Below are 24,144 nucleotides of genomic sequence, written 5' to 3' on the forward strand. Positions count from 1 at the left end.
CGTAACTTGCTTGCCGCGCGAACGAGAAAACGGCCAGCACGTTTTCATGACCCTGAACAAATACATTTTTGCGGCGACGCTGCTTATCCCCGCAAGCACATCTGTGAGCGCGCAGACTGCGCCGGATGCGATCCCTCCTGAAATCGTGGTCTTTGGCCGTGGCGAGTCGAAGATTGGAACGGCAACCGCTGCCAGCGAGGGAACAGTGGCAGGGGCGGATTTACTGGTCCGTCCGCTGTTACGCGTCGCCGAGCTGCTCGAAGCTGTCCCCGGCATGATCGCCGCGCAACACTCGGGCAGCGGCAAGGCCAATCAGTATTTTTTGCGTGGCTTCAATCTGGATCATGGATCCGATTTCACGACGTACATCGATGGCGTACAAATGAATTTGCGCACGCATGGCCACGGCCAAGGCTATCTCGACCTTAACGGGCTGATCCCGGAAATCGTCGAGCGCGAGGATTATCGCAAAGGCCCCTATCGTGCTGCTGGCGGAGATTTCGCGCTTGCCGGCGCTGCAATGTTTCAGACCGTCTCGCGCTTCGATAAACCTTGGTTCTCGGTCGAAGCTGGGTCCTACGGCGCGGTGCGACTAGCTGGCGGTGCGACGGTTTCGACAGCGGGGGGCAGCTTGACCGTCGCTGCCCAGGCAAAGCACTATGACGGACCATGGGCCGCGCCCGAACGACTGCGTCATTATTCCGCGTTCGCCAAGCTGAGCCGTCCCGTCGGCGACGGCGCACTCGCGCTCAGCCTTCACCTTTACGACGCGCACTGGAATCCAACCGAGCAAATTCCGGATCGCATCATTGGCAGTGCCGTATGTCGCGACGTGTTCTGTGCGCCGGATCCATCGGCGCGTGGCCAGACCCGGCGCGTCATCGTCGATGCGGCATTCATGGGCGACACCCTGAAGGCCAATGTCTATTCACAATATTATGACTGGTCGATGTATTCCAATCCGACCTACGCAAACGCTGACGGCAGTAGCGCACAAATTTTTCAGTTTGACCGGCGCTGGGTGTTCGGCCTGCGGGGCGAGAAGACCTGGTCGTTGGGGCCAATGCTCGAGCTGACGGTCGGGACTGAGAACCGCTATGATGCGATTGGGCGCGTCGGCGTTGCCAACACCAACAACCGGCAATTCATCGCAAGTCTCGGCGCTTATCGCGTTGCCGAGGGATCGGCTGCCATCCATGGGGAAGCCGTGTGGCGACCATTTAAAGGCGCACGCGTCACAGCAGGGCTGCGCGGCGATCACTATAGGTATGATGTAAAAGGGCTCGACGATGCAGCGCGAGCGATTGGCGAAGGGGGCGGCAGCGCCGATCTCGTCTCGCCCAAACTTGCGGTGGCCTATGCACTCTCGCCGCATCTGGAGCTTTATGCCAACTGCGGACGGGGCTATCATTCGAACGACGTCCGCGGCGCAGTGACGGCGACACCGGTGCCCGTGCTTGTGCGCGGGACGGGCAAGGAAGTCGGCGCGCGGCTACAGGCTGGTAAGCTGAATTTCACCGCAACATATTGGTGGCTCGATGTCGGAAGCGAGTTGCGTTTTGTCGGCGACTCGAATGCGGTCGAGCCGAGCGGTGCCAGTCGGCGGCGTGGTTATGAAGTCGTTGGCTTTTGGCGCCCCTTTGCGTGGCTCGCGCTCGACGCGAGCTACACTGCAAGTCACGCCCGTTATGAAAATGGCGATTTCATTCCGAATGCTTTCGAGAATGCCGGGCAGGTCGGCGTGTCAGTCGTCGCCGCACGCTGGGAAGCAGCCGCGCGGCTGCGTCATCTTGGCCCGTACCCACTTATCGAAGACAACAGCGACCGCGACCCCGGCAGCAATGTCGTCAACGTGCGCGCGGCATATCGGCTAGGTCAATTTCAGCTTTATGCCGAAGCTCTGAACCTGCTCGATAGCCGCGACAATGACATTAGTTATCGGTACACCAGCTATGTTCCCGCTTTTGACGCAGCTCCGACTGATGGCCGCCTCAGCCGCGTTGTCGAGCCACGAACGCTTAAGATCGGAATCAAAACTTCACTGTGCCAAGCGTTTATTTTTCGCTGTCGAGCGTCGACATGAGAGCGGGAGCATAGCGGTCACCTGCAGCCACTCCCCTAGGGAAAGTGGCTTCGATCGTCGCCAGTTCCTCAGTCGACAGCGCAATGTCCACGCTCTCAAGCGCGTTGGTCAATTGATCACGCCGCCGCGATCCAATCACCGGCACGATGTCGGCACCCTGATGCATGACCCAGGCAATCGCCATCTGCGCGACGCTCGCGCCGCGCGCCTCGCCGATAGTCCGCAGCGCCTCGACAAGGCTCAGATTGGCTTCGACATTGCCTTCCTGAAAACGCGGCGAGTGGCCGCGTGCGTCGCCTTTGCCACCGCTATCCTTGCTCCAGTTGCCGCCAATCAGTCCGCGTGACAGGACGCCATAGGCCGAAATGCCGATGCCAAGTTCGCGGGCGGTTGGCAAAATCCTGTCTTCGATACCGCGCGAGATCAGCGAATATTCGATCTGTAGATCGCAGACCGGATGGACAGCAACCGCGCGCCGCAACGTGTCCACACCAACTTCCGACAGGCCGATATGACGGATACGCCCCGCAGTCACAAGGTCGGCAAGTGCGCCCATCGTGTCCTCGATTGGCGTATCGGCATCCAGTCGCGAGGGGCGATAAATGTCGATGTGGTCGACGCCCAGCCGCTGCAGCGAATAGGCAAGAAAGTTCTGCACCGCCTTGGGTCGACTGTCGAAACCCAGAAATGCCCCGTCGGCGTTGCGCAAGGCATTAAACTTGACGCTTAACAAGTAGCGATCGCGCGGCACGCCCTTCAAGGCCTCGGCAATGAGCAGTTCGTTGTGCCCCATGCCGTAAAAGTCGCCGGTGTCGATCAACGTCACACCGGCATCCAGCGCGGCATGGATCGTCGCAATGCTTTCGGCGCGATCTGCCGGGCCATACATTCCCGACATGCCCATGCAGCCGAGGCCGATCGTGGAGACAGTTGGGCCACCCTTGCCGAGAGTGCGCTGTCCGATGGTGATGCCGCTAGTCATTCAAAAATCCTCATCTGAAAGCCCCGCCAGGCGGGGCTGGAAATACTAATCGGCGGTCCAGCCACCATCGACGATCAGGCTGGTGCCGGTAACCAGCGCCGACGCATCCGACGCGAGATAGACCGCAGCACCCATCAAGTCTTCGACTGTACCAACGCGCCCAAGCTTGATCTTTTCCAGGACGCTGGCCTTGAATGCCGGGTCATCAAAATATGGTTTGGTCATGGGCGTTTCGACAAAGGTCGGCGCAATGGTGTTCGACCGAATTCCGTAGGACGCCAAATCGAGCGCGAAGGCCTTGCTCATTCCTTCTAACGCCCATTTCGAAGCGCAATACAGGCTGCGGTTTGGCCCGCCGACATGTCCCATCTGACTGCCAACGTGGATGAGGCTGCCGCGCAAGGCGTCGCGCAACATCGCTTTTACGCATCCCTGTGCCACGAAGAATGCACTCTTTACATTAAGGTCGAGCACCGCATCATAGTCTGCCTCGCTCACGTCCATCATCGGTTTGGGCCGATTGGTTCCCGCGTTATTAATGAGTATGTCGAATCCAGGACGCTCATCGAAGAACCGAGCGACCGACGGAAAATCGTCAACGTCGAGGATCAACGCCTGGGCCCCGTTGCCGATCGCTACCGCCCCAGCCGCGATCTCGTCACCCGATCGCGCCACCAGTGTAACCGCCGCGCCCGCTTCGCCGAGTGCCGCAGCAAGAGCCAGCCCGATGCCGCGCCCCGCACCGGTGACAACGGCGCGGCGACCGTCAAGGCCGAACGAGGGTGTGCGCGGCAATGTCACGTTAGGCGACCGGCTCGGCCTTGCCCGCATAGGGAATGTCACGCCCGCCGTAACGCCGCACCCGAATATTGGCCTGCTCGCCGTGTCCGGCAAACCCCTCGAGTGCGCACAATCGGCTGCAATATTCGCCGATCAAAGTGCTCGCCTCATCGGTGAGGACGCGCTGATAGGTGCAGGTCTTGATGAACTTACCAACCCACAGGCCGCCCGTGTAGCGCGCCGCCTTCTTGGTTGGGAGCGTATGGTTGGTTCCTATCACCTTGTCGCCATAGCTGACGTTCGTGCGATTGCCGAGGAACAGAGCGCCGTAATTGGTCATGTGTGCCAAGAAGTAATCCGGATCCCGTGTCATGACTTGAACGTGTTCACTGGCGATCTCATCGGCAATGCGAACCATTTCTGCGTCATCTTCCGCCACGATCACTTCGCCAAAATTCTCCCATGCTCGCCGAGCGATTTCGGCGGTGGGGAGGATTTTAAGCAGCCTTTCAATTTCACGCATCGTTTCCTCGGCCAGAGCGCGGCTGGTCGTGAGCAGTACGGCGGGCGAGTCCGGCCCATGTTCGGCTTGGCCAAGCAAGTCCGTTGCCGCAAGTTCGCCGTCACAGCCAAATTCATCGGCGATCACCAATGTCTCGGTCGGGCCTGCAAACAAGTCGATTCCAACGCGTCCGAACAGCTGCCGCTTGGCTTCTGCGACAAAGGCATTGCCCGGGCCGACCAGAATGTCGACGGGGGCCATGCTGGCTGTTCCCAACGCCATCGCCCCCACTGCCTGAATGCCGCCCAAACACCAGATTTCGTCCGCGCCTGCCATGGCCTGCGCCGCGACGATCGCGGGTGCTGGCTTGCCACCGAACGGGGGAGCACACGTCACGACGCGCGGGACGCCTGCTACTTTGGCGGTAAGGACACTCATATGTGCTGACGCCAGCAGCGGATATTTACCGCCCGGGACATAACAGCCCGCGTTATTGACCGGCAAATGCTTGTGACCGAGCACGACGCCGGGCAACGTCTCGACTTCGACGTCCTTCATGCTGGCGCGCTGAATTCGTGCAAAATTGCGAACCTGTGTCTGCGCAAATTCGATATCTTTCAGGTCCTGCCCGGTTAATTGGTCAATGCAGGCTTGAATTTCGCCAGGCGCCAAACGGTAGTCGTCGCGGTCCCAGCCATCGAACTTGATCGAAAGTTCGCGCACGGCCGCATCGCCGCGCTTCGCGATATCTGCGAGGATGCCCTCGACTGTATCGCGCACCTTACGGTCGCTATCCGCCTTTGCCTCTGCGGTCGCTCCGCGCTTCAGATATTCGGCCATCTCTGCTCCTCTGATTTTAGGCGCTGCTACCGGCACGGCGCGCAATCGCAGAGACAGCGAAGCTGTAGGACCGATACCGTCGCGGCATCATGGGGCGGCAGCTTCCTGCTCGTCAGGGGCAGCGTAAACGGCAATAGCGACGCCATGAACATGACACACCCGACTCCAGACACGCGCCAGGCCGTTGCTGTCGCCATCGACGACCTGATAGCGGCGAATAGAATCCTCTCGAACGAAGCGGTTATCGACGCCTTCGGACACATCAGTTGTCGGCATCCCGAACGCCCAGCGCACTTTTTGATGTCGCGCGCCCGTGCGCCGGCTCTCGTCACTGCGGAGGATATCATTGAATTTGATGCTGCGGGCACGCCGATCGATGCCGGCGAGCGCAGGCCGTATGTCGAACGCTTTATTCATGCTGGCATCTATGAGACGCGTCCCGATATCGCGTCGGTCGTGCACGATCATAGTGTCGAGATCATCCCGTTCGGCCTATCTACTGTGCCGCTCCGCCCAGTATCGCACGTCGGGGGTTTCATCGGCGCGCAAGTGCCGGTCTGGGATATTGCCGACAAGTTTTCTGCGGACAGCAATCTTTTGGTCGTGAATATTGAGATGGGGCGCGATCTCGCTTCGCGCCTCGGCATTGGTCAGACGGTTTTGATGCGCGGCCATGGGGCCGTGGCGGCTGGGCCATCGATACGTGTCGCAACGATCGCTGCAATCATGCTGAATCAGCAAGCACGCCTGTTACGCGAAACTATCTCACTCGGGGGAGGTGTCATTTATCTCAGTCCCGGCGAAGTAGCGGCAACATCTCAAATTTTCGACGACGCAACTCCCGGCGACGCGATTGGCCGAACTTGGGAATATTGGTGCATGCGCGCGGGCTTGACCTATCATCCGCACGGTGCCTGACACCAGCGATACGCGCACGGCATCACTTTCTTGCGCTCTGCGGTTCGGCGAGTATACCCAATCGCGACATAGGAGATGCCGGTGAAGCTCAGTCATTTGCGCGACGTTCTGATCGTTGCTGAATCGGGCAGCCTCCGATCAGCCGCACGCCAGCTTCGGGCGACGCAGCCCGCCCTAACCCGTAGCATTCGCGAACTCGAACATGAACTTGGCGTTGCACTGTTCGAGCGGCACGCAAAGGGCGTTAGGCTGACAGATATGGGCCGCGTCTTCATTCGACGCGCGCAGGCTGTCCAATCTGAGATTAAGCGCGCTCAGGAAGAGATCGAACAGCTCAAGGGGGGTACGACCGGCGAGGTGTCCGTCGCACTGTCGACCGCGACGATCATGAGCCTGATGCCGCGCGCCGTGGCCGAGTTTCGTCGGCGCTTCCCGGAAGCGGTTCTCAAAATTCACGAGAGCTTCTTTCAACCGATCGAGCGAGAGTTGGTCAGCGGTCGCATCGATTTTTACGTTGGCCCCTTAGACCGTGCGTCGAGCGCGCCACAATTTGTGGTCGAGCAGCTATTCACCAACCATCGCGTTGTTGTCGCGCGCAGGGGCCATCCGTTGCGTGATGCGCAAACACTTGCCGAGCTTGTCGATGCACATTGGCTGCGCCCGACGTTATCGTCGCATATCGTTGAGGGTGATTTTGAAGAGATGTTTGCGCGTGCGGGCCTGCCGCGTCCAGCAATCGTGCTGCAGGCACGCTCGGCACTAATCACCATTCTTGCGCTGCGCGACAGTGATTTGCTTACCGTCGTGCCGCGTCAGTGGCTCGACGTCTCGATGATCGCCGATCTGATCGAACCACTAACCCTGCCGGCAATCGCCGCTGCACCGATTGCGATCGTCCGGCGTCAGGACCTGCCGCTGACGCCAATCGCTGAGCATTTATGCGACCTCATGCGCCGGGTAGGCACGCATTATGGAAATACTCACGTCGCAGAGGCGATGACTTCGCTCTCGGCCTGAAGAACCTCACCCTGGAAAGCTTCAGCCGTTCGTCCGCTGACACGAGCGAGCAACCCATCATCGGGCCATATTTTACCGCGCCACGCGACGTGCTGATCGGGTCGGATTAAGATAAGCGGCTCCTGATAAAGATCGCGAACCACATCATCGTCGATCCGAACCACTACCAGCGGCACACCGAGAGCATGGGCCTCTTGCTGCGCTGCAGCGGCATTCGCGTCTTTGTCCAGGACAAGCAGAGTGTAGCCGTCACCGAACAGATCGTAGAGCGACACGGTTTCGGTCATCCAGTGATGCGGCGCAAGGCACCCCGGAGTAGCGCTCGGACTATAGTCACGCGAGCGCTGCCAGTCGGCAGCGGTGCCGTCGTCGACGATGATAGGAGACCCCCGATAGCAATAGCCGAGAACGACACCGAGCGCGTAAAATTCGGGCGTTTTGGCAGCGATGATCGCTTGAGCAGCCTCAGCGCGCATAATGTCGCCTTCTGGCGTATCGTCCTCGAGACCTTCACGATAAAGCGCGTTTGGTGAGGCGGCGTGGTTCGCTTCGGACTCATCGAGGACAAATTCATGCGCCGGGCGGCGCTCGATCTCATAACTGTCGAGCAGCACGGGGCCGCCCCAACCTTGTAATACGGCGGCGATCTTCCATCCGAGATCGACCGCGTCGGCGATGCCCATGTTCATGCCAAACCCGCCGAACGGCGGATGCAGATGGCAGGCGTCGCCCGCCAGGAACACCCGCCCTTGACGATAGCGGTCAGCGAGGAGACGGCTCGCCACCCATTCGTCCGAACTTAATATTTCATACGGTAGATCAATACCCGTGGAGCGCTTGATCGCGTCGACTGCCTCGACATTGCTATAGGTGACCCCGGCCGCGAGACCGGTTGGCATAAAGTACCAGAGATCGCCGATATCCATCGGTCCGATCAAGCTCGGCACTTCGTTGTTGATCTGACCAATCATAATGCCGGGCCCATGGGCGTGCGCTTCGGCCAAACCTGGCGCGCGAAAGATGATGTTGTAGTTGCGCGACAGCCCATAGGTGCCATGCATAGTCGCGCCTATCGCATCACGAACGGCACTTCGTGCACCGTCGGCGCCGATCAGATAATCTGCTCGCAGCGCCTCCTCAACGCCGGTCTCTACATTGCGAAAACGGACATCCAAACCAGTTGGATCTTCCACAAAACCGGCAAACTCGACCCCGTAGCGCAAGTCGACGCCCGGCAGCGACAACGCATGTTCGCGCAGTACGGCCTCGAGCTTATATTGCGGAATCCATTGCCCGTGCTCCGAGTATCGATCGTCGCGCGCGCTGGAACATTGCAACGCGTGTTCGAAACGGTGGATCAACTTGCCGCCGAGCCGGGTAACATACAGGACGTGCGATGGGTATTCGACGCCGAACGGCGATGCTGCCGCCAGCTTTTCGGCGATGCCCCACCGACGCAGATGCTCTCGCGTGCGGGTATGTGTAGTTTTCGCACGTGGCGCGTAACCGGCGCGCGCATGGCGTTCCAGGATAGTGCATGCGATTCCGCGTCCACCGAGTTCGATGGCGGCAGCGAGGCCTGACGGGCCAGATCCGATAATTACTACGTGCTGTTTCATCGCGCCCGCTCCAGTTTTTTGTCAGTTAGCGGCGTGGGAGGGTGCTGGCAGGATGCCGCTTAACCAAGAGCGATGCGTGTTCTGCATCGCGACTTTTTCACGTTGCTGCCATCCGATCGTTGAACGCGGTAACGGCCTCGAGTTCGCCCATACGCAGCGAGTCTCGACGCGCGCGTGCCGTTGGGATGAGAACCTCATCCGAAGGTTCCTCGAGCGCACTTATTGTTTCGCCAATAAACGCTGCCAGTGGCATCGCCCGCGGGTCGCGGCCGTTTCCGGCAAATTGTGTTGCAACGAGCGGCGGCGCAATTTCGATGATGCGAACATTTGTGTCGCGCAGCCGATAGCGCTGCGCGAGGACAATCGCGTGCAGCGCCGCCTTCGATGCTGAGTAAAGCGCGGTCTCGGCATAAGGGAGATAGGCAAGCATCGACGTCACATAGATAACGGCGGCGTCGGGTTGCCTTCGCAGAGCCCCAAGCAACGCAGCACTCAACCGTACCGGCCCCAGCACATTGATATCGAACGTCGCCGTAAGTTCGCCATCATTGATCGATCCCCCCAGATCATCGACATAACCGACCCCTGCCGCATGGATGATCGTGTCGAGCGCCGGATATTCGGTCAGCAGGTGTCGCGCCGCGCGCGACACAGCTTCGCGATCGGCAACGTCGAGGGACAGTGCCGTCATTCCTGGATTTACGGCAATCACATCGTCCAAGGCAGCCTCACGGCGCCCCGCGATAATGACATGATTGCCCATCGCGTGCAGCGCCTCGGCGAGCCCGCGGCCAATCCCCGATCCGCCGCCGGTGACAAGGATCGTGCGACCGGTCAGCCGAAGTGGTAGTTGAGTCATGCTGCTGTCGCGAAGGCCGTGCTATCGGCCTCATAATTATGAACGAAGTCGTGCGGAACCGGCGGCCCCCAGCTCGCGAGGCTGTCTTCCATTCCGTAGTTGCTTGGCACCCACAAATCGTGATCGTCGATATGATCGATGTCGGAATAATATTCGAACCAGCTGCCCCACGGGTCCTGAATATAATGGAAAAAGTTGGAGCCGATCGTGTGACGGCCAAAACCCCAGTCGCCGCGCCCCGCCTTTTCGACAAGCGCCCTCCCCCCGCGCCCGACTTCGTCAGGATCGACCACCTGAAAGCTGGTGTGGTGAAAGCCGACCTCCGGCGATTTCGCAAAGGCGACCACATGATGATCGCTATCTTTTTTTGCGCAGGTGAAGGCGATGATGTCCTGCGCGCGGTCGGCAAGGCCCATGCCCAATGCGTTGGTCATGAAGGCGACACTCGCCAGTACATCTGGTGTGAATACGAGGATGTGGCCGAGCCGGAGCGGCTTGGCGGGTGCATAGGCTGATTGCGGAAGTACTGCCGAGCGACGTTTGCGCACGAGACGCCCGGGACTGTTGATTTCGAATATTTCGCTGGGCTGCTGCGGATCGTCAGCCCGACAGTCGGCCAGCTGGATGACCATCCCGTGAGGATCGCGCACCCACAGTCCCGCGGCCTCGCAGCCATCCGGCGCGTCGATGATTGTGCCGCCATGCTGCGGAACCAGCACCGCGATCTGCTCAAGCGCGGAGGCACGCAGCGCGATATGATGAAGCCGTTTGCGTGTTCCGCCGCCAATCAACACGATCGAGTCGCGATCCTGTGGGGCGCAGCGCAGCCGCGCGACGGTGCCCTCGACAGTCGCGATCAACCCCGCATCGCTATAGAATTTCACGCCGGGTACAATGTCAGGAACCTCTAGGGTCACCGATAACGGACCAAGTACGGGCATTTCCGTTCTCCTGTGTCAGGCGACGGCGGGCAGGGCCGGGTCGCACGTAATATACGCAATGGCGGCATCGAGAATCTGCATGACCACCGCAACTTCATCGGCGTCACGCGGGGCATAGATCAATATATAGGTCGGTGGCAGATCGAACGCGTGTCCCGCCAGCCCATGGAGTTCGCCCCAGCCGCCTGCGATGACCGCGCAGGCATCGCTCGGGCTGAGGATCATGTGCATCGAACCGTCGCTAGGGTGGACATGACCAGCTTCGCCACAAGCCGCGCAGGCAACTGGATGCCGGCGAAGACCAACGCGCGCCGTGACCGCCACATTATGTTTCTCGAAATGACTGGAGATCATGTCGAGCCGTTCGCCATCCGAAGCCGCTCGCGCCGCAAACGCGTCTGCCAGCGACACGCGCAGCGCAGGCGGCGCAAGGTCGCTGAGCTGCCGCTGCGGAACTGGATGCGGGCTGACGCGGGGTCGTGCGCCCAAACGTAGGGGCAGGGCAGCCAGCGTTGCGACGTCGCCCGTTTCTCCCCGCGCCAGCAGCAGCGCGTCAAGAGCAAGCGGGTCGCGCTTCTGCAAGCGCAGCCGTGTTGTCGTCAGCCAGCCACCGAAAGTGGATGGCAGCCCCCCCGGGCCGAGCGCGCGCCAAGCCCGATAATCGCTGATCGCCCACGCCAGCGCGCCCGCTGCGGGCGCAGCGACTGCCCCTAAAACCGCCAATGTCGAAGGGCGGATACGCACTGTCACCCTGCGACGCGGTTCTCGATCGCACCGATGCCATCAATCTCGCAGCGCACCACGTCGCCCGGTTGCAGGAAAACCGGCGGCTCCATGCCAACGCCCACGCCTTCGGGCGTTCCCGTGGCGATCAGATCCCCAGGCTCAAGCGTAAAGGCTGTCGAGAGATATGCGATCTGCTGCCACACATTTGAAATCATGCCGCCGGTGTTATTCGACTGGCGCAGCGCGCCGTTGACGAAGCATCGGAGGTCGAGCGCGTGCGGATCGGGAACCTCATCGGCCGTGACGATCCACGGGCCAATCGGGCCGTGCGTATCGAACGATTTTCCCATCGTGAAAGTCGGCGTGTGAAACTGCCAGTCGCGCGCCGATACGTCGTTGGCGACAAGGTAGCCGAAGACATGTGCCGGGGCTTCGGCTTCGGACACGCCCTTGGCTGCTTTTCCGATCACCGCTCCAAGCTCGACTTCATAATCAAGCTTTTCGGTCACGCCCGGCTCGATGTCGTCATAAGGACCCGCGATGCACGTCGTCTGCTTGTTGAACCAGGTCTGGTGCTTGGCGCGCGCGACACCGAGTTTATCGGCTTCTTCTAAGTGCTTTGCGTAGTTCATTCCAATTGCGAGATACTTGCCGGGCCGTTCGATCGGCGCCAGCAAGCGGACGTCTGCAAGCGCGACCGATGGCGCACCGGCCGCCGCTTCGGCGCGAACTTTCGCAAGGCCCTCGTCACCAGCTTCGATCAGCGCGCGCATCGTGGAATAGCTTGAAATGATCGCGACGGCCTCATCTTTGACAACGCCAAGTGACACCTGACCGTCTTTTTCAAATCGCACGAGCTTCATGTATTATCCTTCGTTTCGCGTATCTAGGCCCAGAGCGCCGACCCTGTCGCGAATGCTTGTCGAGTCAGGTGATGCCGTCGCGCTATCGTCCGCCGTTTTATAGTCCAAGCGTCACACGCGACTGCGCATCGATTTCGGTCATCCGCACGTAAGCAGGAAGCTCGACCAACCGCGTCCGCAGCGCATCAAGCTGCGGAAAAGGCGACGTATCAAAGCCGGATCGGCGGGCCACGTCGAACGCCCAATCAAGATAGACATCGACGATCGAACGTTCGCCCAGCCACCAACCGCGCTCAGCCAAACGACTTTCGGCATAGCCGAAAGATTTCATCAAAAGCCCACGGGATTTGGCGCGGACTGGCTCGCCGTCGCCGACCGTGACGCGCTGCGGATTTGCCATGCCACGAATTTGCGGGTGGAGCGTCCCCCCGCAAAACGAAAGGCCACCGATGGCCTCGGCTCGTGCCAGCGGCTCGTGCCCACCTGGAAAAACCCCAGACTCTGGCCGCAGCGCGCCGATGAACGTCAGCAGCGCCGCATTTTCAGCCAGCGGCACGCCGTCGACCAGCATCAGCGGCACTTTGCCCAAAGGCGAGATCGCTTTGTAAGCCTCGCCCGTTTGCTCCTCTTTCGCCAGGTTGATGAGCTTCAACTCATAGTCGAGCCCCGCCATTCCCAGCGCACAGACGGTGACGCGTGAACACGCGCCGGGAAAATGATAGAGCGTCAGAGCAGGCTGCATTGTTGAAATCCTCAGAGACTGACTTGGCCGGAAATACCGAAAGTGCGCGGAGCCTGCCCTCCGTACGATGTCGGATAGCCAATGCCTTGGGTCGTACTATTATTGATCACTTTTTCGTTCAGCAGGTTCCGGGTGAACAGCTTCAGTGTAACGCGATCGTTCGACGAACGCCACCCGATCGACGCATTGAGCAACGTATAGGCCCCCTGCGTCAAAAAGTTGTCCGCCTCAATTTTGTAATCGCCGTTATAGTTCGCCGTCGTGTTGACAAGGATGGTGCCAAACGTCGCCGGATGTTCGTAATCGACCGCAAGCGAGCCCGCGAACTTCTGGGACTGCGGGATGCGATTGCCGGCGGCGTCAATCACGATGAGTTGCGCCCCGCCTGTCGCACGCGGGATACTGCCGACCGCGTTGGGATAGGATGTAAACCGCGCGCTCAGCAGCTCAAAGCCACCGCTGACGCGCAGTTCGGGAGACAGTCGCGCGTCGAAATCGACATCGACGCCATAGAGCCGCGCTTTTGCACCGTTTACGACCGACTGCGCGAGGTTGACGAATTGCGTCACCTGCACATTGTTATACTTGTAATAGAAGCCACCGACATTCAGCCGCAGTTTGCGGTCGAATAACTGGGTTTTCAGCCCCGCTTCATAGGCGTCCAGTTGTTCGGGCAGATAGGCAGGATTGGCCGGGTTGAGAATATTGAATCCGCCGCTCTTGATCCCACGATTGTACGAAACATACCCGAGCACATCAGGCGTGAACTGTTGATCCAGCGCAATCCGCCAGGTCGGTTTCCGAATTGTCAGTGGTGCCGGTGTGAACGGGAGGGTGATCACGGTGCCGCTATAACGGGTCAGGATTGCCTGGCCCGTCAGTTCGCGTTTTTCGTACGTGTAGCGCGCGCCCAGCGTCAGTGTTGTCGCCTCCGCCAGCTTGACGGCAACTTGTCCGAAGGGTGCAAACGAGCGCGTGGTCTCGGCACCAAAGGTTTCGGTCATACGGTTCAGATTGGCGAGCACTGGTGCCGGGGGATTATTGTAAAACGCCGGAAAAAACTGCCGGACAATCGGCTGGTTGGTGTTTCGATTATAAAAATAAAATGCGCCGAGCGTGTAAGTAAAGGGTCCAGTGTTCCGCGAGACGAGCTGCACCTCTTCGGAAAACATTCGGTTGGGTGCAGCATCCTTGGCAACGCCGACGTAAAATGCCGGGGTGCCTGTCGGCACGTCGTCAAACAAATAATCGGAATTGCTCCGACGCAGTGCGGTGATCGAAATCAGGCGAGCAAAGCCAAGATCTTGTTCGGCAGTCAGACTGACTCCGCCCCCGTTGAACGCGGCATAGGTGTCGATTGGTGAACTCGTATCCTGCGCGCCAGTAACGGGACCGGTCGCGGGAACCGAGAACGTCGTGCCTGGATAGGGTACGAAGGTATAGGTAAAGTCCTTGCGCTGCATATAGTCGCCGATCAGGGTGAACGATGTGTCCGGACCCGGCTCGAACAACAGCTTGCCTCTCAATGACAGAGCATGGTCGATCTTGAACGTATCGTTCCCCGTCGTCCGGTTCGTTCCCCAACCTCTTCCCTGCTTTGCATAATCGACCGACAGGCTCGCCGCAACACCGGTTGCCAGGCCACCCGTCGCAAAGGCGCTGCCACGGAACGTCGCGTAAGTATCGATTTCAGCGCGGCCGCGGAAAGCAAAATCCTGCGTCGGCCGCCGCGTCGTGATCTGGATCACGCCGCCCGTTGCGTTGCGACCGAACAAGGTGCCCTGGGGCCCCTTCAGGACGGCGACCTGCTCGACGTCCAGCAATTCGCGATTGCCTTCGCGTTGCTGTGGCAAATATACGCCATCGATATAAAGAGCGACAGGGTTCTCGACGACATTGCTCGATGTGCCGATCCCGCGAAGCGACGGCTGAAACACGCCGCCACCCGAAGTCCGGCTGGTGAGACCCGGCGTAACGGTGGCGAGCGTCGTCAGCCCCGTAATGCCGGAATTCTGAATTTGCGCCGCGCTGACGACGCTGATGACGATCGGCACCTTCTGCAGATTTTCCGCGCGTTTCTGGGCGGTGACGATGATTTCGGATTCATCGGCGGCTGGCGTCGGTTGTGCCGATTGCGCGGGTTGGGCCGTTTGCGCCAACGCTGCGACGGGCAGCGCGACAAGGGCGGTCCCAATGAACAGGGCATTTTTCAATCTCATCACTATCCTCCCTCGGTCCGGCTCTGCGACCGGATGTTATCTTCAAACGCGGAGGTAGCGGCGCTCGGGCATCATCAGAGACTGCAAACCATGCGGAGTGATGCGATTAACGCATCACTGACCCGCCACTATTCGGCTGCATGGGCTTGAACGGCTGCAGCGGTTTGTTCCTCGGCGATACGGCGATCAAGGACGCGGCGAGATTCGACGGCGGCGGCATCGCCTCTGAATGCTACTGCCCAACTATCACCGCGCTTGTCGAGCACACGCTGCTGTGCCTCAAGCACGATCCGGTCTTCCTCGAAAGCCGCTCCGACACCTTCGAAAAACAAGGTATCGGCCGCCGCGTCGCCGAGCGCGTGCGCGCGTACGGATGCCCAAAAATAATTGGTCGTCGTCGATGTCTCGGGTGTCATGGCGTTCATGACCCACAAATTCAGTCCGTGCTTATATTTGCCCTCAAGTGCGCCAGTGCCGACTTCAGCACCGCCTGTGTGAATGATGACGCAACTGGGGGCCAGATACTGCATCGTCGACCAGCGATCGAGATTCTTGCCCTCCGGCAGGACACCCGACTTAACATAAAGCGGCGGCGGGGGGACATCGGGAACCAACCGCGTTGCACTGACGCCGTGCTCGGTGCGCTGCACCGTCAGCTTGCCCTTTTCTCCGAAGGCAGCGTTGCCGATCGTCGAAGTGTGGACATAGCCAACGTGGCTCAAATCCATCAGATTGTCGGTGACCAACCGATAGTCGCAGGCGACGCGGTTCGTCTTGCCGACTGCCGCATGCTCTGCGCTGTCGAGCAAACCGAAATCTGGGATCAGCGCCGGGTCGGCATTTTCCGCGGCGCCCATCCAGACCCAAACCCAGCCATAACGCTCAACCACGACATAGGCTTTGACCCGGGCGTTGGGCGGAGCCGCCTGCTGGCTTGGTACCGAGACGCAGCGACCATCGCCCCCCATCACCAGGCCGTGATAGCCGCATTGCAATCCTGCGGGCGTCACCGACCCCATCGACAACGGCAAATGGCGATGCGGACAGCGATCTTCGAGCGCCGCAACCGCGCCGTCAGCGCCGCGATACAGGACGATGTCTTCGTCGAGCATGGTGCGTGCGAATGGCTTGTCGGCGATCTCGCGCGACCAAGCCGCCACATACCAACTGTTGCGGAGATAAGTGCCCGCCATGATCAGCGCAGCGGAATCGTATCGACGCCGCGCGGGCCGCTGGGCGGGCGCAGCTTCAATTCGCGCTCGTCTTCGCCTGCCTTCAGCCGCGCGTGCAGCGCATCTGCATCGAAATCGACCCCGATGGTGTTGGTCGCGAATTCCTCCGTAAAGAAATACTCGCCCGCCTCTTCGACGGTGTCATAGTTATCGACCTGAAACTCGACCTGGTTGCCGTCCGGGTCGCTGTAATAGAGCGATGTCGTCGGACCATGATTGACCGGCCATGCAGCCTCGATCCCCTGCTCGCGCAAGCGCAGGTGATTGTCCAGCAACGTATCCAAACTGTCGACGGTAAAGGCGACATGGTGCAGCCCGGCCATACCGGCTGGTTGTTCCGCGAGCCCGGGGACATGAATGAACGCCACGCGATGATGTTCATCGTCATAGGCGATGAACGCGATTTCATCGTTCGCGAACGCGGTCGTCGCGTTCAAGACCGTTTTGTACCAGGCGAGCATTGCTTCGAACCGCGACGTCCGGAACACGATATGCGCCAGCTTAATCGGCGACTTGACCGCCGAAGTTGTCGCTGATGCAGGGTTTTTCAGGGCAGTAGTCGCCATCATCGTCTCTCCGGGTTGCCTTTCCGCAGGCTTTGCTCTTGCTACCATGGGGCACCTTTGCCCTGTGAGATAGCGCGGCGGCGGGAGCGATGCCCGACGCGCATCGTCCTGTGCCCGTCATCACTGATACGCTGCCAGCATCGCAAACCGTCGAGCTGCATCGTATTAGCTTCACCGATACTTGATAGTGTCATTGACAATGAGCGATGCAAGCAAGGAAATAAGATGACAATGCCGCGATCAAGTCGCCTCGCAGGCCTCATGCTGGCGATTATAGGCACGAGCGCTGGCGCGTCGCCCTTGGGCACCCAGGTCTCGGTCGCTGCCGGAAAGTTGCAGGCGGCACCGCGCGGCACTGACGGCGTGCTCGCTTTCAAAGGCATTCCGTACGCAGACCCGCCGGTCGGTCCCCTGCGCTGGCGGGCGCCTCAGCCGGCCAGACGCTGGACCGAAGTGCGCGACGCCACCCGTTTCGGCAATCGCTGCCTCTCGGCCTGGACAGGCGACCGCGAGCCCGGGCCACCACGCAGCGAAGACTGCCTGACACTCAACGTCTGGTCCGCAGCAGCCGATACGTCAGAGCGTCGACCGGTGATGGTCTGGCTGCACGGCGGCGGGTTTCTGTTCGGTTCGAGCGCCAGCGCGCAGTTCAACGGTCAGCCCCTTGCGGCCAAGGGCGTCATTATGGTCACGCTGAACTACCGGGTCGGCGTCCTCGGCTTTCTGGCGCACCCCGACCTTGATCGTGAAGGACCTTCCGGAAACTATGGCTTGCAGGATCAGCTGGCGGCGTTGCGCTGGGTAAAGGCAAATATCGCACGTTTCGGCGGCGACCCGGGGAATGTTACGTTATTCGGCGAATCTGCCGGTGCTCATGCGGTCGGTATGCTGATGGCGTCGCCACAGGCGCGCGGCCTGTTCCACAAAGCGATCGGGCAGAGTGGTGCGTTCTGGGATGGGAAAAACGGGCCGCTCGAAAGTTTCGACGAGGCGCGTGCACGCGGTGTGGCATTTGTAAAACGCGTCGGTGTGCCCTCAGTTAAGGCACTGCGTGCGCTGCCCGCACAAGACGTGAATGCTGCGGCCCCGTGGGACTTTACAATGAACCCCATGGTGACTGCGTTCTCGCCCAGCGTCGATCGCTATATTATTCCGGAGGTTCCCGCTGGCCGGTTCGCCCGCGGCTTACAAATGAAGATCCCTCTGATTGCGGGCTGGAACGAAGTCGAAGAATACCCCTTCGACAAACTCGGCTTGCCGCACCGTACGGCGCAGGAGTTTCGTGACGCCGCCGCCACGATGTTCGGCAAGGACAGGCTTGCCGAGTTTCTGAATCTTTATCCGGCCGCGGACGACGCGCAGGCGAATGCGTCGGCGGCGGCATTCGCAGGCGATATCGTGATCGGCGAACAGACCTGGCACTGGCTGGAACGTCAGCGCCGCTCCGGGGGCGGGGCAGTCTATGGCTATAAATTCACCTATACGTCGCCCTACACGCCGATCGCGTCGCACATCACTGACGTCCCCTTCGTCCTGGGCACTCTCACGCCGCAATTCATCATCAACAGCCGGACACCGCCCGCCGCCGAAGATCGCGCCTTTTCCGATACATTGATGTCGTATTGGATCAATTTCGCCAAGCGCGGTGACCCCAACGGGCCAGGATTGCCTTATTGGCCAGCGTTGACCGACACGGGCGTGGTGCAAATACTCGGTAAAACGATCGAGCCGCAGCGCAATCCCCAGCGGGCACGCTTTGAATTCATTGCGAGCTTTCGGAAAAACGGCGTCTTGCCAGAACGCTGGCGCGCAATTCCATAGTCACACGCGACCGATGCAAAATTAACATCGGCGCCCGTGGTTTTCCATCCTTTCAGAGCGGCGCCATCCGCCTAGGATCCCATACAAAGGTGCAGAGCACCAAAAGGGGAGGTTTTATGTATAAGATCCTGTTGAGCACCGCTGCCGTCTGTCTTGTCCTGCCGGCCACGGCGTTTGCCCAAGTATCGAACGAGGCTGCGGCGGTTCCCGCGCCGACCGACGGGCTGGGTGATATCGTCGTCACCGCGCAACGCCGCGTTGAAAACTCGCAGCGTGCAGCGATCCCGCTGGCCGTCATCGATGGCGCTGCGCTGACCAGCGCCGGGGTCACGCAGGCCTCGCGCCTGAATGAACTTGCACCTGCCCTGTCGATCGAGCCCAGCAGCACCGGCAATCTGATTTTCCTTCGCGGCGTCGGCAACTTCACCGTCACCGCGGCCAGCGACCCGGCCGTCGCATTCAACTACGACGGGGTTTATGTCGGTCGCCCGACCTCGACGACGGGGGTGTTTTACGACCTTGAGCGTGTCGAAATCCTGAAAGGTCCGCAAGGCATCCTTTATGGCCGCAACGCGACCGGCGGCGCCATCAACGTCCTGCCACGGCAGCCGAAATTGGGCGAGTTTTCGGGATATGCGGCCGTCGCATACGGCAATTACAACACGATCAATGCCGAGGGCGCGATCAACGTGCCGATGGGCGACCATGGCGCGCTGCGGATATCCGCCACGACTTCGAACCACGACGGTTATCTGCGCGACGGCACGCAGGATGAAAAGACTCTTGCCCTGCGTGTGCAGATGAAAGCCGAACTGACGCCCAACCTGACCGTTCGGGTCGCGGGGGACTACGCCCGCAACAGCGATATCGGCAGCAGCGTCAGTTACTACGGCAGCTATTCCCGCAACCCCGCCGTGCCGCTGTCGGCGACGCCCGTGCCCGGTTCGAGCTACTTCAACTTTGTGCCAGCGAACCTATCGTCCTCGGAAGGCGTCTACTCGCCCGCCTCGCAGGCCTATCGGCAATCGGCAACCTTCGGTCCGACCGGCCGCAAACTTGACGCGCTTGCGCCCTACCCGTTCCAGAAAAACAACTTCTACGGCGTCAACGCAGAAATTGCGTGGAACACCGGCGCCGGCACGCTGACTGTAATTCCGGCCTGGCGCTACGCCGCCCTCGACTATCTATCGAGCGCGGGCGCGTTTCCTTATCGCGACGTCGAATCGAACGAGCAGTTCAGCCTTGAGGCACGGTTTGCGGGTGAGCGGATCAGCATCTTCGATTACACGGTCGGCGCTTATTATTATGACGAGCGCATCGAGGCTGATACCCAGCTGTCGAACTCGAACATCGGGATTTTGCTGAAGCCGAATTACTATACCAAGTCCTATGCCGGTTTCGGTCGCCTCATCGCCAACGTCACAGACCAGCTGCGTCTTGTCGGCGGACTGCGCTACACGGTCGACGACAAACAATTTGTTTACAGCGCGACCACCGCAGTCATTCAGTGTTTGGCAGTCAATGCGTTCGGAGCACCAAATTGCCCGACTGCGCCGCTCATCGGATTGCCAACGACGACATCGGCTTTCCCGTTCCCATTCCCCGCAGCGGGCGGGCGGCCGATACCGGTTTTTACATCGCCCGGACCGCCGAACTATCTGATTATTCGTGCGGACAGCGCGTTCGTGCGTGCCAAATCAAGCAACAGACTGACTTACAAGGCAGCGGTGGAATTCGATATCCTGCCGCGTTCGTTGCTCTACGCCAGCTTCGAAACCGGCTACCGCTCGGGCGGTTTTTCGGCGGCGGCGGGCTTTGAGAATTTTGAGCCGGAATACATCACCGCCTACACGATCGGGATGAAAAACCGGTTTCTCGACAACCGGATCCAGCTGAATCTCGAGGCTTTCCTGTGGGATTATAAAAACCAGCAAATCAATCACGTCGGCCTCGACATCAACGGACGCTCGGCCAATTACACTCAGAACGCTGGAAGTTCGCGCATCCAGGGCGTCGAAGTTGATGGCCGGTTTCTGATCACGCCGACGACCTTGGTCAGCGCTGACGTCCAGTATCTGGATGCCAAGCAGCGCTCGTTCTCGTATCTGGCCGGGCCCGGCAATCCGCCACTGACCGGATGCGCGGTGACCTATACCGCCGCCAATCCGTCGCCTTATCTCATCAATTGTGCGGGGTTCCAGTCGTATAATTCGCCAAAGTGGACGATCAACCTCGCGGCCCAACAGACCTTCGTCCTCGGCGATTTTCAAATCGTGGCAGGCGCGGACACGCAGTATAAGGGCGCACGCAATATCGGTTTTGCATATTTGCCCGAGCAGCGTTTGAGGAGCAACTGGACCACCAATGCACAACTCCGCGTCGGTCCAACCGACGAACGCTGGGCATTGTCCGCCTATGTCCGCAACATCGAGGACAAGCGCATCCCGATCTATTCATCAACGCATCCGACGGCCAGCTTCCTGGTTGCCGGGACAACGGCACCGCGCACCTACGGTGTCCAGGCGTCCGTCAAGTTTTGATCCTGACCCATGTCGGCCTGAAGCAGTGATCGGACGACGCTCCGCGCTCGCAGGATTGGGCGCGATCGTGGGCGCACTTGCCACCGGTCGCGCCGCTGCAACCGTGCCGTTGAAGGCGATTCCCGGCACGGTTGACGTTCACCACCATTTCTATCCCAAGTTCTTGATCGACGCTTGGGCAAACGCACCGTCCGAAGGCGATTGGGCGGCGTACAAGACACTGTTCATGCAGCCGCCCTACAGCGCCTGGACGCCCGATAGCGCGGTCGACTTGCTCGACGCCAACGGCATCGCCACGGCGGTGTTATCGCTGCCGGCCGGGACCGTTGGTTTCCTGAAAGGAGCTGAACAAGCGCGCATGGTCCGCCGCGTCAACGAATTCGCAACGGGCCTTGGCCACGACCGACCCGGACGTTTTGGCCTGTTCGCGCTGCTGCCGATGCCCGAAATTGCCGCCAGCCTGGCCGAGATCGCCCATGCTCTGGATAACCTCGGGGCAACCGGGATCGCGCTGATGACCAGTTATGGCAATCGCTGGCTTGGGCATCCCGATTTCACCGCAATTCTCGAAGAACTCGATCGGCGCGGCGCCGTCGTCCACGTCCATCCCAAAGCGCCGCCGTGCTGCACCAATCTGGTCCAGAGCAACCCGTGGGGCGAAGCGTCATTGCTGGAGTTCCCGTTCGATACGGGCCGGACGATGTTCGATTTATTGCAGTCGGGCGCGTTCGTTCGGTATCGTCGCATCCAGTGGATTTTCTCGCATATCGGCGGCGTCATCCCGATGCTTGCGGGGCGGCTGCGCGATGTCGGTCCGGGCTTCTGGCGCGACCTCGACAAGGTTGCGCCGCAGGGCATCGACCACGAATTCCAGCGCGTGCACTATGACACTGCCGCCAGCGCCTATGAACCGTCGATGCGCGCCGCGCTGGCCTATTTGCCGGTCGAACGCTTGTTGTTCGGCACCGACCACCCGCACTACGATGTCGCGCGCACCATCGCTGGCTTCGACCGGCTTAGCATGGGCAAGCGTATTAAAACCGCGATCCAGCGCGACAATCCTCGCGCTTTCCTGACCCGCCTGCCCGCCGCCCCCGCGAGGAATAACCGATGAAGCATTCACTGCGCCTGCTCGCTATCCCGCTGCTGAGCGTTACTGCTTTCGCCAGCACGCCGCTCCTGGCGCAGAGCCTCGTCATCGACCGGGTAACGATTGTCGACGTGAGCACCGGCAAACTGACGGGCAACCGCGCCATTGTCATTGCTGACGGCAAGATTGCACGGATCGCTGCGACCGGAACAGTCAAGGGCGGCGGCCGTCATGTCGATGGCAAGGGCGCTTTCGTCGTGCCCGGCTATAACGACATGCACGCGCACAATCTGAACACCGAAAGTCCGGAAACCAGCCTGCCGGTCATGCTTGCCAGCGGCATCACCGGGTTCCGCCAGATGGCAGGTGCGCCACCGCTGCTTGCCGCCCGCGCGAAAGGCACGTTGGGGCTGCCCGCTGACAGTCCCGCCCTGCTCGCAATGCCGGGCACAATCATCGCCGGTCCCGCGTTCGCCGATCCTGCGGCAGTCACTGCCGAAATCAACCGGCAAAAGGCGCAAGGGGCCGACTTTATCAAGGTTATCGATCTGCCGCGCGCAACCTTTCTGGTCGCGGCCGATGCCGCCCGTGCCGTGGGCCTGCCCTTTGCCGGGCATCTGCCACCGTCGGTCGATACCCGCGACGCGCTGGCCCACGGCATGGCGTCAATCGAGCACCTCGGCCCCGGCATCAGCCTTCTTATCAACTGTTCGCGCGACGAGGCCGCAGTCCGCGCTATTCTGAATCATGCCGACGGTGCACCGCATGGCATCGATTTCTCGCTACCGCCTGCACAACTAAAGCGTCTGCTGGCCAACCCGATGATGCTTGCCCCACCGCCTGCATTTCTGCTGATGCGCCGCGTTCTTGCGACCTACGACGATGCCAAATGTCGCGCCTTTGCCGCCGATGTCGCCAAGAACGGCACGTGGATGGTGCCGACGCTGACCCGGCTCGAAGCCATGGACCTCGGCAACGCGCCTGAATTGCGCGACAGCGCGAGTCTCGCGTTCGTCCCTGCCGATACGCAGCGGCTGTGGCGCGAGGTCGGCAATGATTTCGACACGAAGCTGACCGCCGAACAGCGCCAGACGCTGGCCGATCTGTTTGCGGCGCAGCTTCGCCTCGCCAAGCTCTTCGATGCGAGCGGCGTAAAGATGATGGCAGGGACCGATTTCGGCGGCCAGTGGGTCGCGCCGAACGCGCTGCACCGTGAATTCGACCTCCTTGCGCGCAGCGGGGTCCCACCGCTGCATATTCTGCAGATGGCCACGCTCGGTCCCGCGCGCTTCCTGAAGCGCGAGGCAGTGATGGGCAGCGTGGAAGCCGGTCGCAATGCCGATCTTGTTCTGTTGAGCGCCGATCCGATGAAAGACACTCAGGCGCTGCACGCAATTGCCGGGGTCGTGCGCGGCGGACGCTATTTGGACCGCGCAGAACTCGACGCGATCCAGACCACAGCGCGCACCACACTCCATTAGAAATCCAGAAAAACCATGATCCTAGTCAACGCTGCCAATGGCCAACAAGGCAGGCTGCTCGTTCCCAAACTCCTCGCAACCGGAAAGACCGTGCGCGCCTGCGTGCAATCCGAACGTTCGGCAACAGCACTCCGCGCGCTTGGCGTGGCCGACGTCGTTGTCGGGGATATCGCCGACCCACAACTTATCGAACGGGCGATCAAGGGCGTTGACACCGTTTATCACGTCTGCCCCGGCATTCAGCCGCGCGAACGTGAGATCGGCTTTGCCTGGATCGATGCCGCGCACGTGGCCGGTGTTAGGCATTTCGTCTTCAGTTCGGT

Annotated in this window: 21 protein-coding genes; 8 read left to right on the forward strand and 13 right to left on the reverse strand. The window is 60.5% G+C overall.

Annotated elements, in window-relative coordinates; translation table 11 throughout:
- Positions 1-46: 46 nt before the first annotated feature.
- A complete protein-coding gene (locus Q0R02_RS07535) occupies positions 47-2,083 on the forward strand; it encodes a TonB-dependent receptor (RefSeq protein WP_293882097.1) in 2,037 nt (678 codons plus the stop codon).
- Here the strand turns inward: Q0R02_RS07535 and Q0R02_RS07540 are convergent.
- The 4 genes from Q0R02_RS07540 to Q0R02_RS07555 form a co-directional block, all read right to left on the reverse strand.
- Positions 2,055-3,065 (reverse strand): aldo/keto reductase, encoded by a 1,011-nt coding sequence (locus Q0R02_RS07540; protein WP_293882099.1) that lies wholly within the window; start codon positions 3,063-3,065, stop codon positions 2,055-2,057. The two genes, Q0R02_RS07535 and Q0R02_RS07540, sit on opposite strands and share 29 nt — an antisense overlap.
- Before the next feature lie 45 nt (positions 3,066-3,110).
- Complete coding sequence (locus Q0R02_RS07545; RefSeq protein WP_293882101.1) at positions 3,111-3,866, reverse strand: SDR family oxidoreductase; 756 nt, start codon at positions 3,864-3,866, stop codon at positions 3,111-3,113.
- Between the two features lies 1 nt (position 3,867).
- A complete protein-coding gene (gene hisD, locus Q0R02_RS07550) occupies positions 3,868-5,187 on the reverse strand; it encodes a histidinol dehydrogenase (RefSeq protein WP_293882103.1) in 1,320 nt (439 codons plus the stop codon).
- A gap of 87 nt (positions 5,188-5,274) precedes the next feature.
- Positions 5,275-5,463: a hypothetical protein gene (locus tag Q0R02_RS07555; protein WP_293882129.1), complete on the reverse strand. Its 189-nt coding sequence runs from the start codon at positions 5,461-5,463 to the stop codon at positions 5,275-5,277.
- Between Q0R02_RS07555 and Q0R02_RS07560 the strand changes: the two genes are divergently transcribed.
- Both Q0R02_RS07560 and Q0R02_RS07565 read left to right on the forward strand, forming a co-directional pair.
- The gene (locus Q0R02_RS07560; protein WP_293882128.1) at positions 5,449-6,105 is read left to right on the forward strand and encodes a class II aldolase/adducin family protein; all 657 of its coding nucleotides are present in this window, start codon (positions 5,449-5,451) and stop codon (positions 6,103-6,105) included. The genes Q0R02_RS07555 and Q0R02_RS07560 overlap by 15 nt on opposite strands.
- Before the next feature lie 81 nt (positions 6,106-6,186).
- On the forward strand, positions 6,187-7,122 hold the full coding sequence (locus Q0R02_RS07565; protein ID WP_293882105.1) for a LysR substrate-binding domain-containing protein: 936 nt from the start codon (positions 6,187-6,189) through the stop codon (positions 7,120-7,122).
- On the opposite strand, the gene Q0R02_RS07570 is transcribed toward Q0R02_RS07565, so the two are convergent.
- The 9 genes from Q0R02_RS07570 to Q0R02_RS07610 all read right to left on the reverse strand — a co-directional run bounded on the left by Q0R02_RS07570 (position 7,086) and on the right by Q0R02_RS07610 (position 16,892).
- Complete coding sequence (locus Q0R02_RS07570; RefSeq protein WP_293882107.1) at positions 7,086-8,741, reverse strand: FAD-dependent monooxygenase; 1,656 nt, start codon at positions 8,739-8,741, stop codon at positions 7,086-7,088. The genes Q0R02_RS07565 and Q0R02_RS07570 overlap by 37 nt on opposite strands.
- 97 nt (positions 8,742-8,838) lie before the next feature.
- Positions 8,839-9,600, reverse strand: a complete 762-nt coding sequence (locus Q0R02_RS07575) for an SDR family oxidoreductase (RefSeq protein WP_293882109.1) — start codon at positions 9,598-9,600, stop codon at positions 8,839-8,841.
- On the reverse strand, positions 9,597-10,541 hold the full coding sequence (locus Q0R02_RS07580) for a VOC family protein (RefSeq protein ID WP_293882110.1): 945 nt from the start codon (positions 10,539-10,541) through the stop codon (positions 9,597-9,599). Before Q0R02_RS07580 ends, Q0R02_RS07575 begins: the two co-directional genes overlap by 4 nt.
- A 15-nt stretch (positions 10,542-10,556) precedes the next feature.
- A complete protein-coding gene (locus Q0R02_RS07585) occupies positions 10,557-11,285 on the reverse strand; it encodes a hypothetical protein (protein ID WP_293882111.1) in 729 nt (242 codons plus the stop codon).
- A gap of 2 nt (positions 11,286-11,287) precedes the next feature.
- Positions 11,288-12,130: a fumarylacetoacetate hydrolase family protein gene (locus tag Q0R02_RS07590; RefSeq protein WP_293882112.1), complete on the reverse strand. Its 843-nt coding sequence runs from the start codon at positions 12,128-12,130 to the stop codon at positions 11,288-11,290.
- A gap of 97 nt (positions 12,131-12,227) precedes the next feature.
- Positions 12,228-12,872 (reverse strand): glutathione S-transferase family protein, encoded by a 645-nt coding sequence (locus tag Q0R02_RS07595; protein ID WP_293882113.1) that lies wholly within the window; start codon positions 12,870-12,872, stop codon positions 12,228-12,230.
- An 11-nt stretch (positions 12,873-12,883) separates the two neighbouring features.
- Entirely contained in the window at positions 12,884-15,091 is a 2,208-nt protein-coding gene (locus Q0R02_RS07600; protein ID WP_293882115.1) for a TonB-dependent receptor, read from the reverse strand.
- A 128-nt stretch (positions 15,092-15,219) separates the two neighbouring features.
- The gene (locus tag Q0R02_RS07605) at positions 15,220-16,284 is read right to left on the reverse strand and encodes an aromatic ring-hydroxylating dioxygenase subunit alpha (RefSeq protein ID WP_293882116.1); all 1,065 of its coding nucleotides are present in this window, start codon (positions 16,282-16,284) and stop codon (positions 15,220-15,222) included.
- A 2-nt stretch (positions 16,285-16,286) separates the two neighbouring features.
- Positions 16,287-16,892, reverse strand: coding sequence for a VOC family protein (locus tag Q0R02_RS07610; RefSeq protein WP_293882117.1), 606 nt, complete (start codon positions 16,890-16,892; stop codon positions 16,287-16,289).
- Positions 16,893-17,114: 222 nt separating this feature from the next.
- Between Q0R02_RS07610 and Q0R02_RS07615 the strand changes: the two genes are divergently transcribed.
- The 5 genes from Q0R02_RS07615 to Q0R02_RS07635 all read left to right on the forward strand — a co-directional run.
- Positions 17,115-18,710 (forward strand): carboxylesterase family protein, encoded by a 1,596-nt coding sequence (locus Q0R02_RS07615; RefSeq protein ID WP_293882119.1) that lies wholly within the window; start codon positions 17,115-17,117, stop codon positions 18,708-18,710.
- A 116-nt stretch (positions 18,711-18,826) separates the two neighbouring features.
- Positions 18,827-21,250 (forward strand): TonB-dependent receptor, encoded by a 2,424-nt coding sequence (locus tag Q0R02_RS07620; protein ID WP_293882121.1) that lies wholly within the window; start codon positions 18,827-18,829, stop codon positions 21,248-21,250.
- A gap of 25 nt (positions 21,251-21,275) precedes the next feature.
- Positions 21,276-22,364, forward strand: coding sequence for an amidohydrolase family protein (locus tag Q0R02_RS07625; RefSeq protein ID WP_293882122.1), 1,089 nt, complete (start codon positions 21,276-21,278; stop codon positions 22,362-22,364).
- The gene (locus Q0R02_RS07630) at positions 22,361-23,821 is read left to right on the forward strand and encodes an amidohydrolase family protein (protein WP_293882124.1); all 1,461 of its coding nucleotides are present in this window, start codon (positions 22,361-22,363) and stop codon (positions 23,819-23,821) included. The genes Q0R02_RS07625 and Q0R02_RS07630 overlap by 4 nt, the downstream gene beginning before the upstream one ends.
- Positions 23,822-23,836: 15 nt before the next feature.
- On the forward strand, positions 23,837-24,144 hold a 308-nt coding region (locus Q0R02_RS07635; protein WP_293882126.1), incomplete at its 3' end, for an SDR family oxidoreductase.

Origin of the sequence: Sphingomonas sp., from assembly GCF_025353885.1 — a bacterium.
Classification (GTDB): domain Bacteria; phylum Pseudomonadota; class Alphaproteobacteria; order Sphingomonadales; family Sphingomonadaceae; genus Sphingomonas_O.

Bases quoted from the DNA above. Each gene is read 5' to 3' on its own strand.
- Q0R02_RS07605 (WP_293882116.1), bottom strand. From the start codon at position 16,284: ATGGCGGGCACTTATCTCCGCAACAGTTGGTATGTGGCGGCTTGGTCG.
- Q0R02_RS07555 (WP_293882129.1), bottom strand. From the start codon at position 5,463: ATGCCGACAACTGATGTGTCCGAAGGCGTCGATAACCGCTTCGTTCGA.
- Q0R02_RS07590 (WP_293882112.1), bottom strand. From the start codon at position 12,130: ATGAAGCTCGTGCGATTTGAAAAAGACGGTCAGGTGTCACTTGGCGTT.
- Q0R02_RS07540 (WP_293882099.1), bottom strand. From the start codon at position 3,065: ATGACTAGCGGCATCACCATCGGACAGCGCACTCTCGGCAAGGGTGGC.
- Q0R02_RS07595 (WP_293882113.1), bottom strand. From the start codon at position 12,872: ATGCAGCCTGCTCTGACGCTCTATCATTTTCCCGGCGCGTGTTCACGC.
- hisD (WP_293882103.1), bottom strand. From the start codon at position 5,187: ATGGCCGAATATCTGAAGCGCGGAGCGACCGCAGAGGCAAAGGCGGAT.
- Q0R02_RS07620 (WP_293882121.1), top strand. From the start codon at position 18,827: ATGTATAAGATCCTGTTGAGCACCGCTGCCGTCTGTCTTGTCCTGCCG.
- Q0R02_RS07600 (WP_293882115.1), bottom strand. From the start codon at position 15,091: ATGAGATTGAAAAATGCCCTGTTCATTGGGACCGCCCTTGTCGCGCTG.
- Q0R02_RS07610 (WP_293882117.1), bottom strand. From the start codon at position 16,892: ATGATGGCGACTACTGCCCTGAAAAACCCTGCATCAGCGACAACTTCG.
- Q0R02_RS07575 (WP_293882109.1), bottom strand. From the start codon at position 9,600: ATGACTCAACTACCACTTCGGCTGACCGGTCGCACGATCCTTGTCACC.
- Q0R02_RS07570 (WP_293882107.1), bottom strand. From the start codon at position 8,741: ATGAAACAGCACGTAGTAATTATCGGATCTGGCCCGTCAGGCCTCGCT.
- Q0R02_RS07630 (WP_293882124.1), top strand. From the start codon at position 22,361: ATGAAGCATTCACTGCGCCTGCTCGCTATCCCGCTGCTGAGCGTTACT.
- Q0R02_RS07615 (WP_293882119.1), top strand. From the start codon at position 17,115: ATGACAATGCCGCGATCAAGTCGCCTCGCAGGCCTCATGCTGGCGATT.
- Q0R02_RS07535 (WP_293882097.1), top strand. From the start codon at position 47: ATGACCCTGAACAAATACATTTTTGCGGCGACGCTGCTTATCCCCGCA.
- Q0R02_RS07580 (WP_293882110.1), bottom strand. From the start codon at position 10,541: ATGCCCGTACTTGGTCCGTTATCGGTGACCCTAGAGGTTCCTGACATT.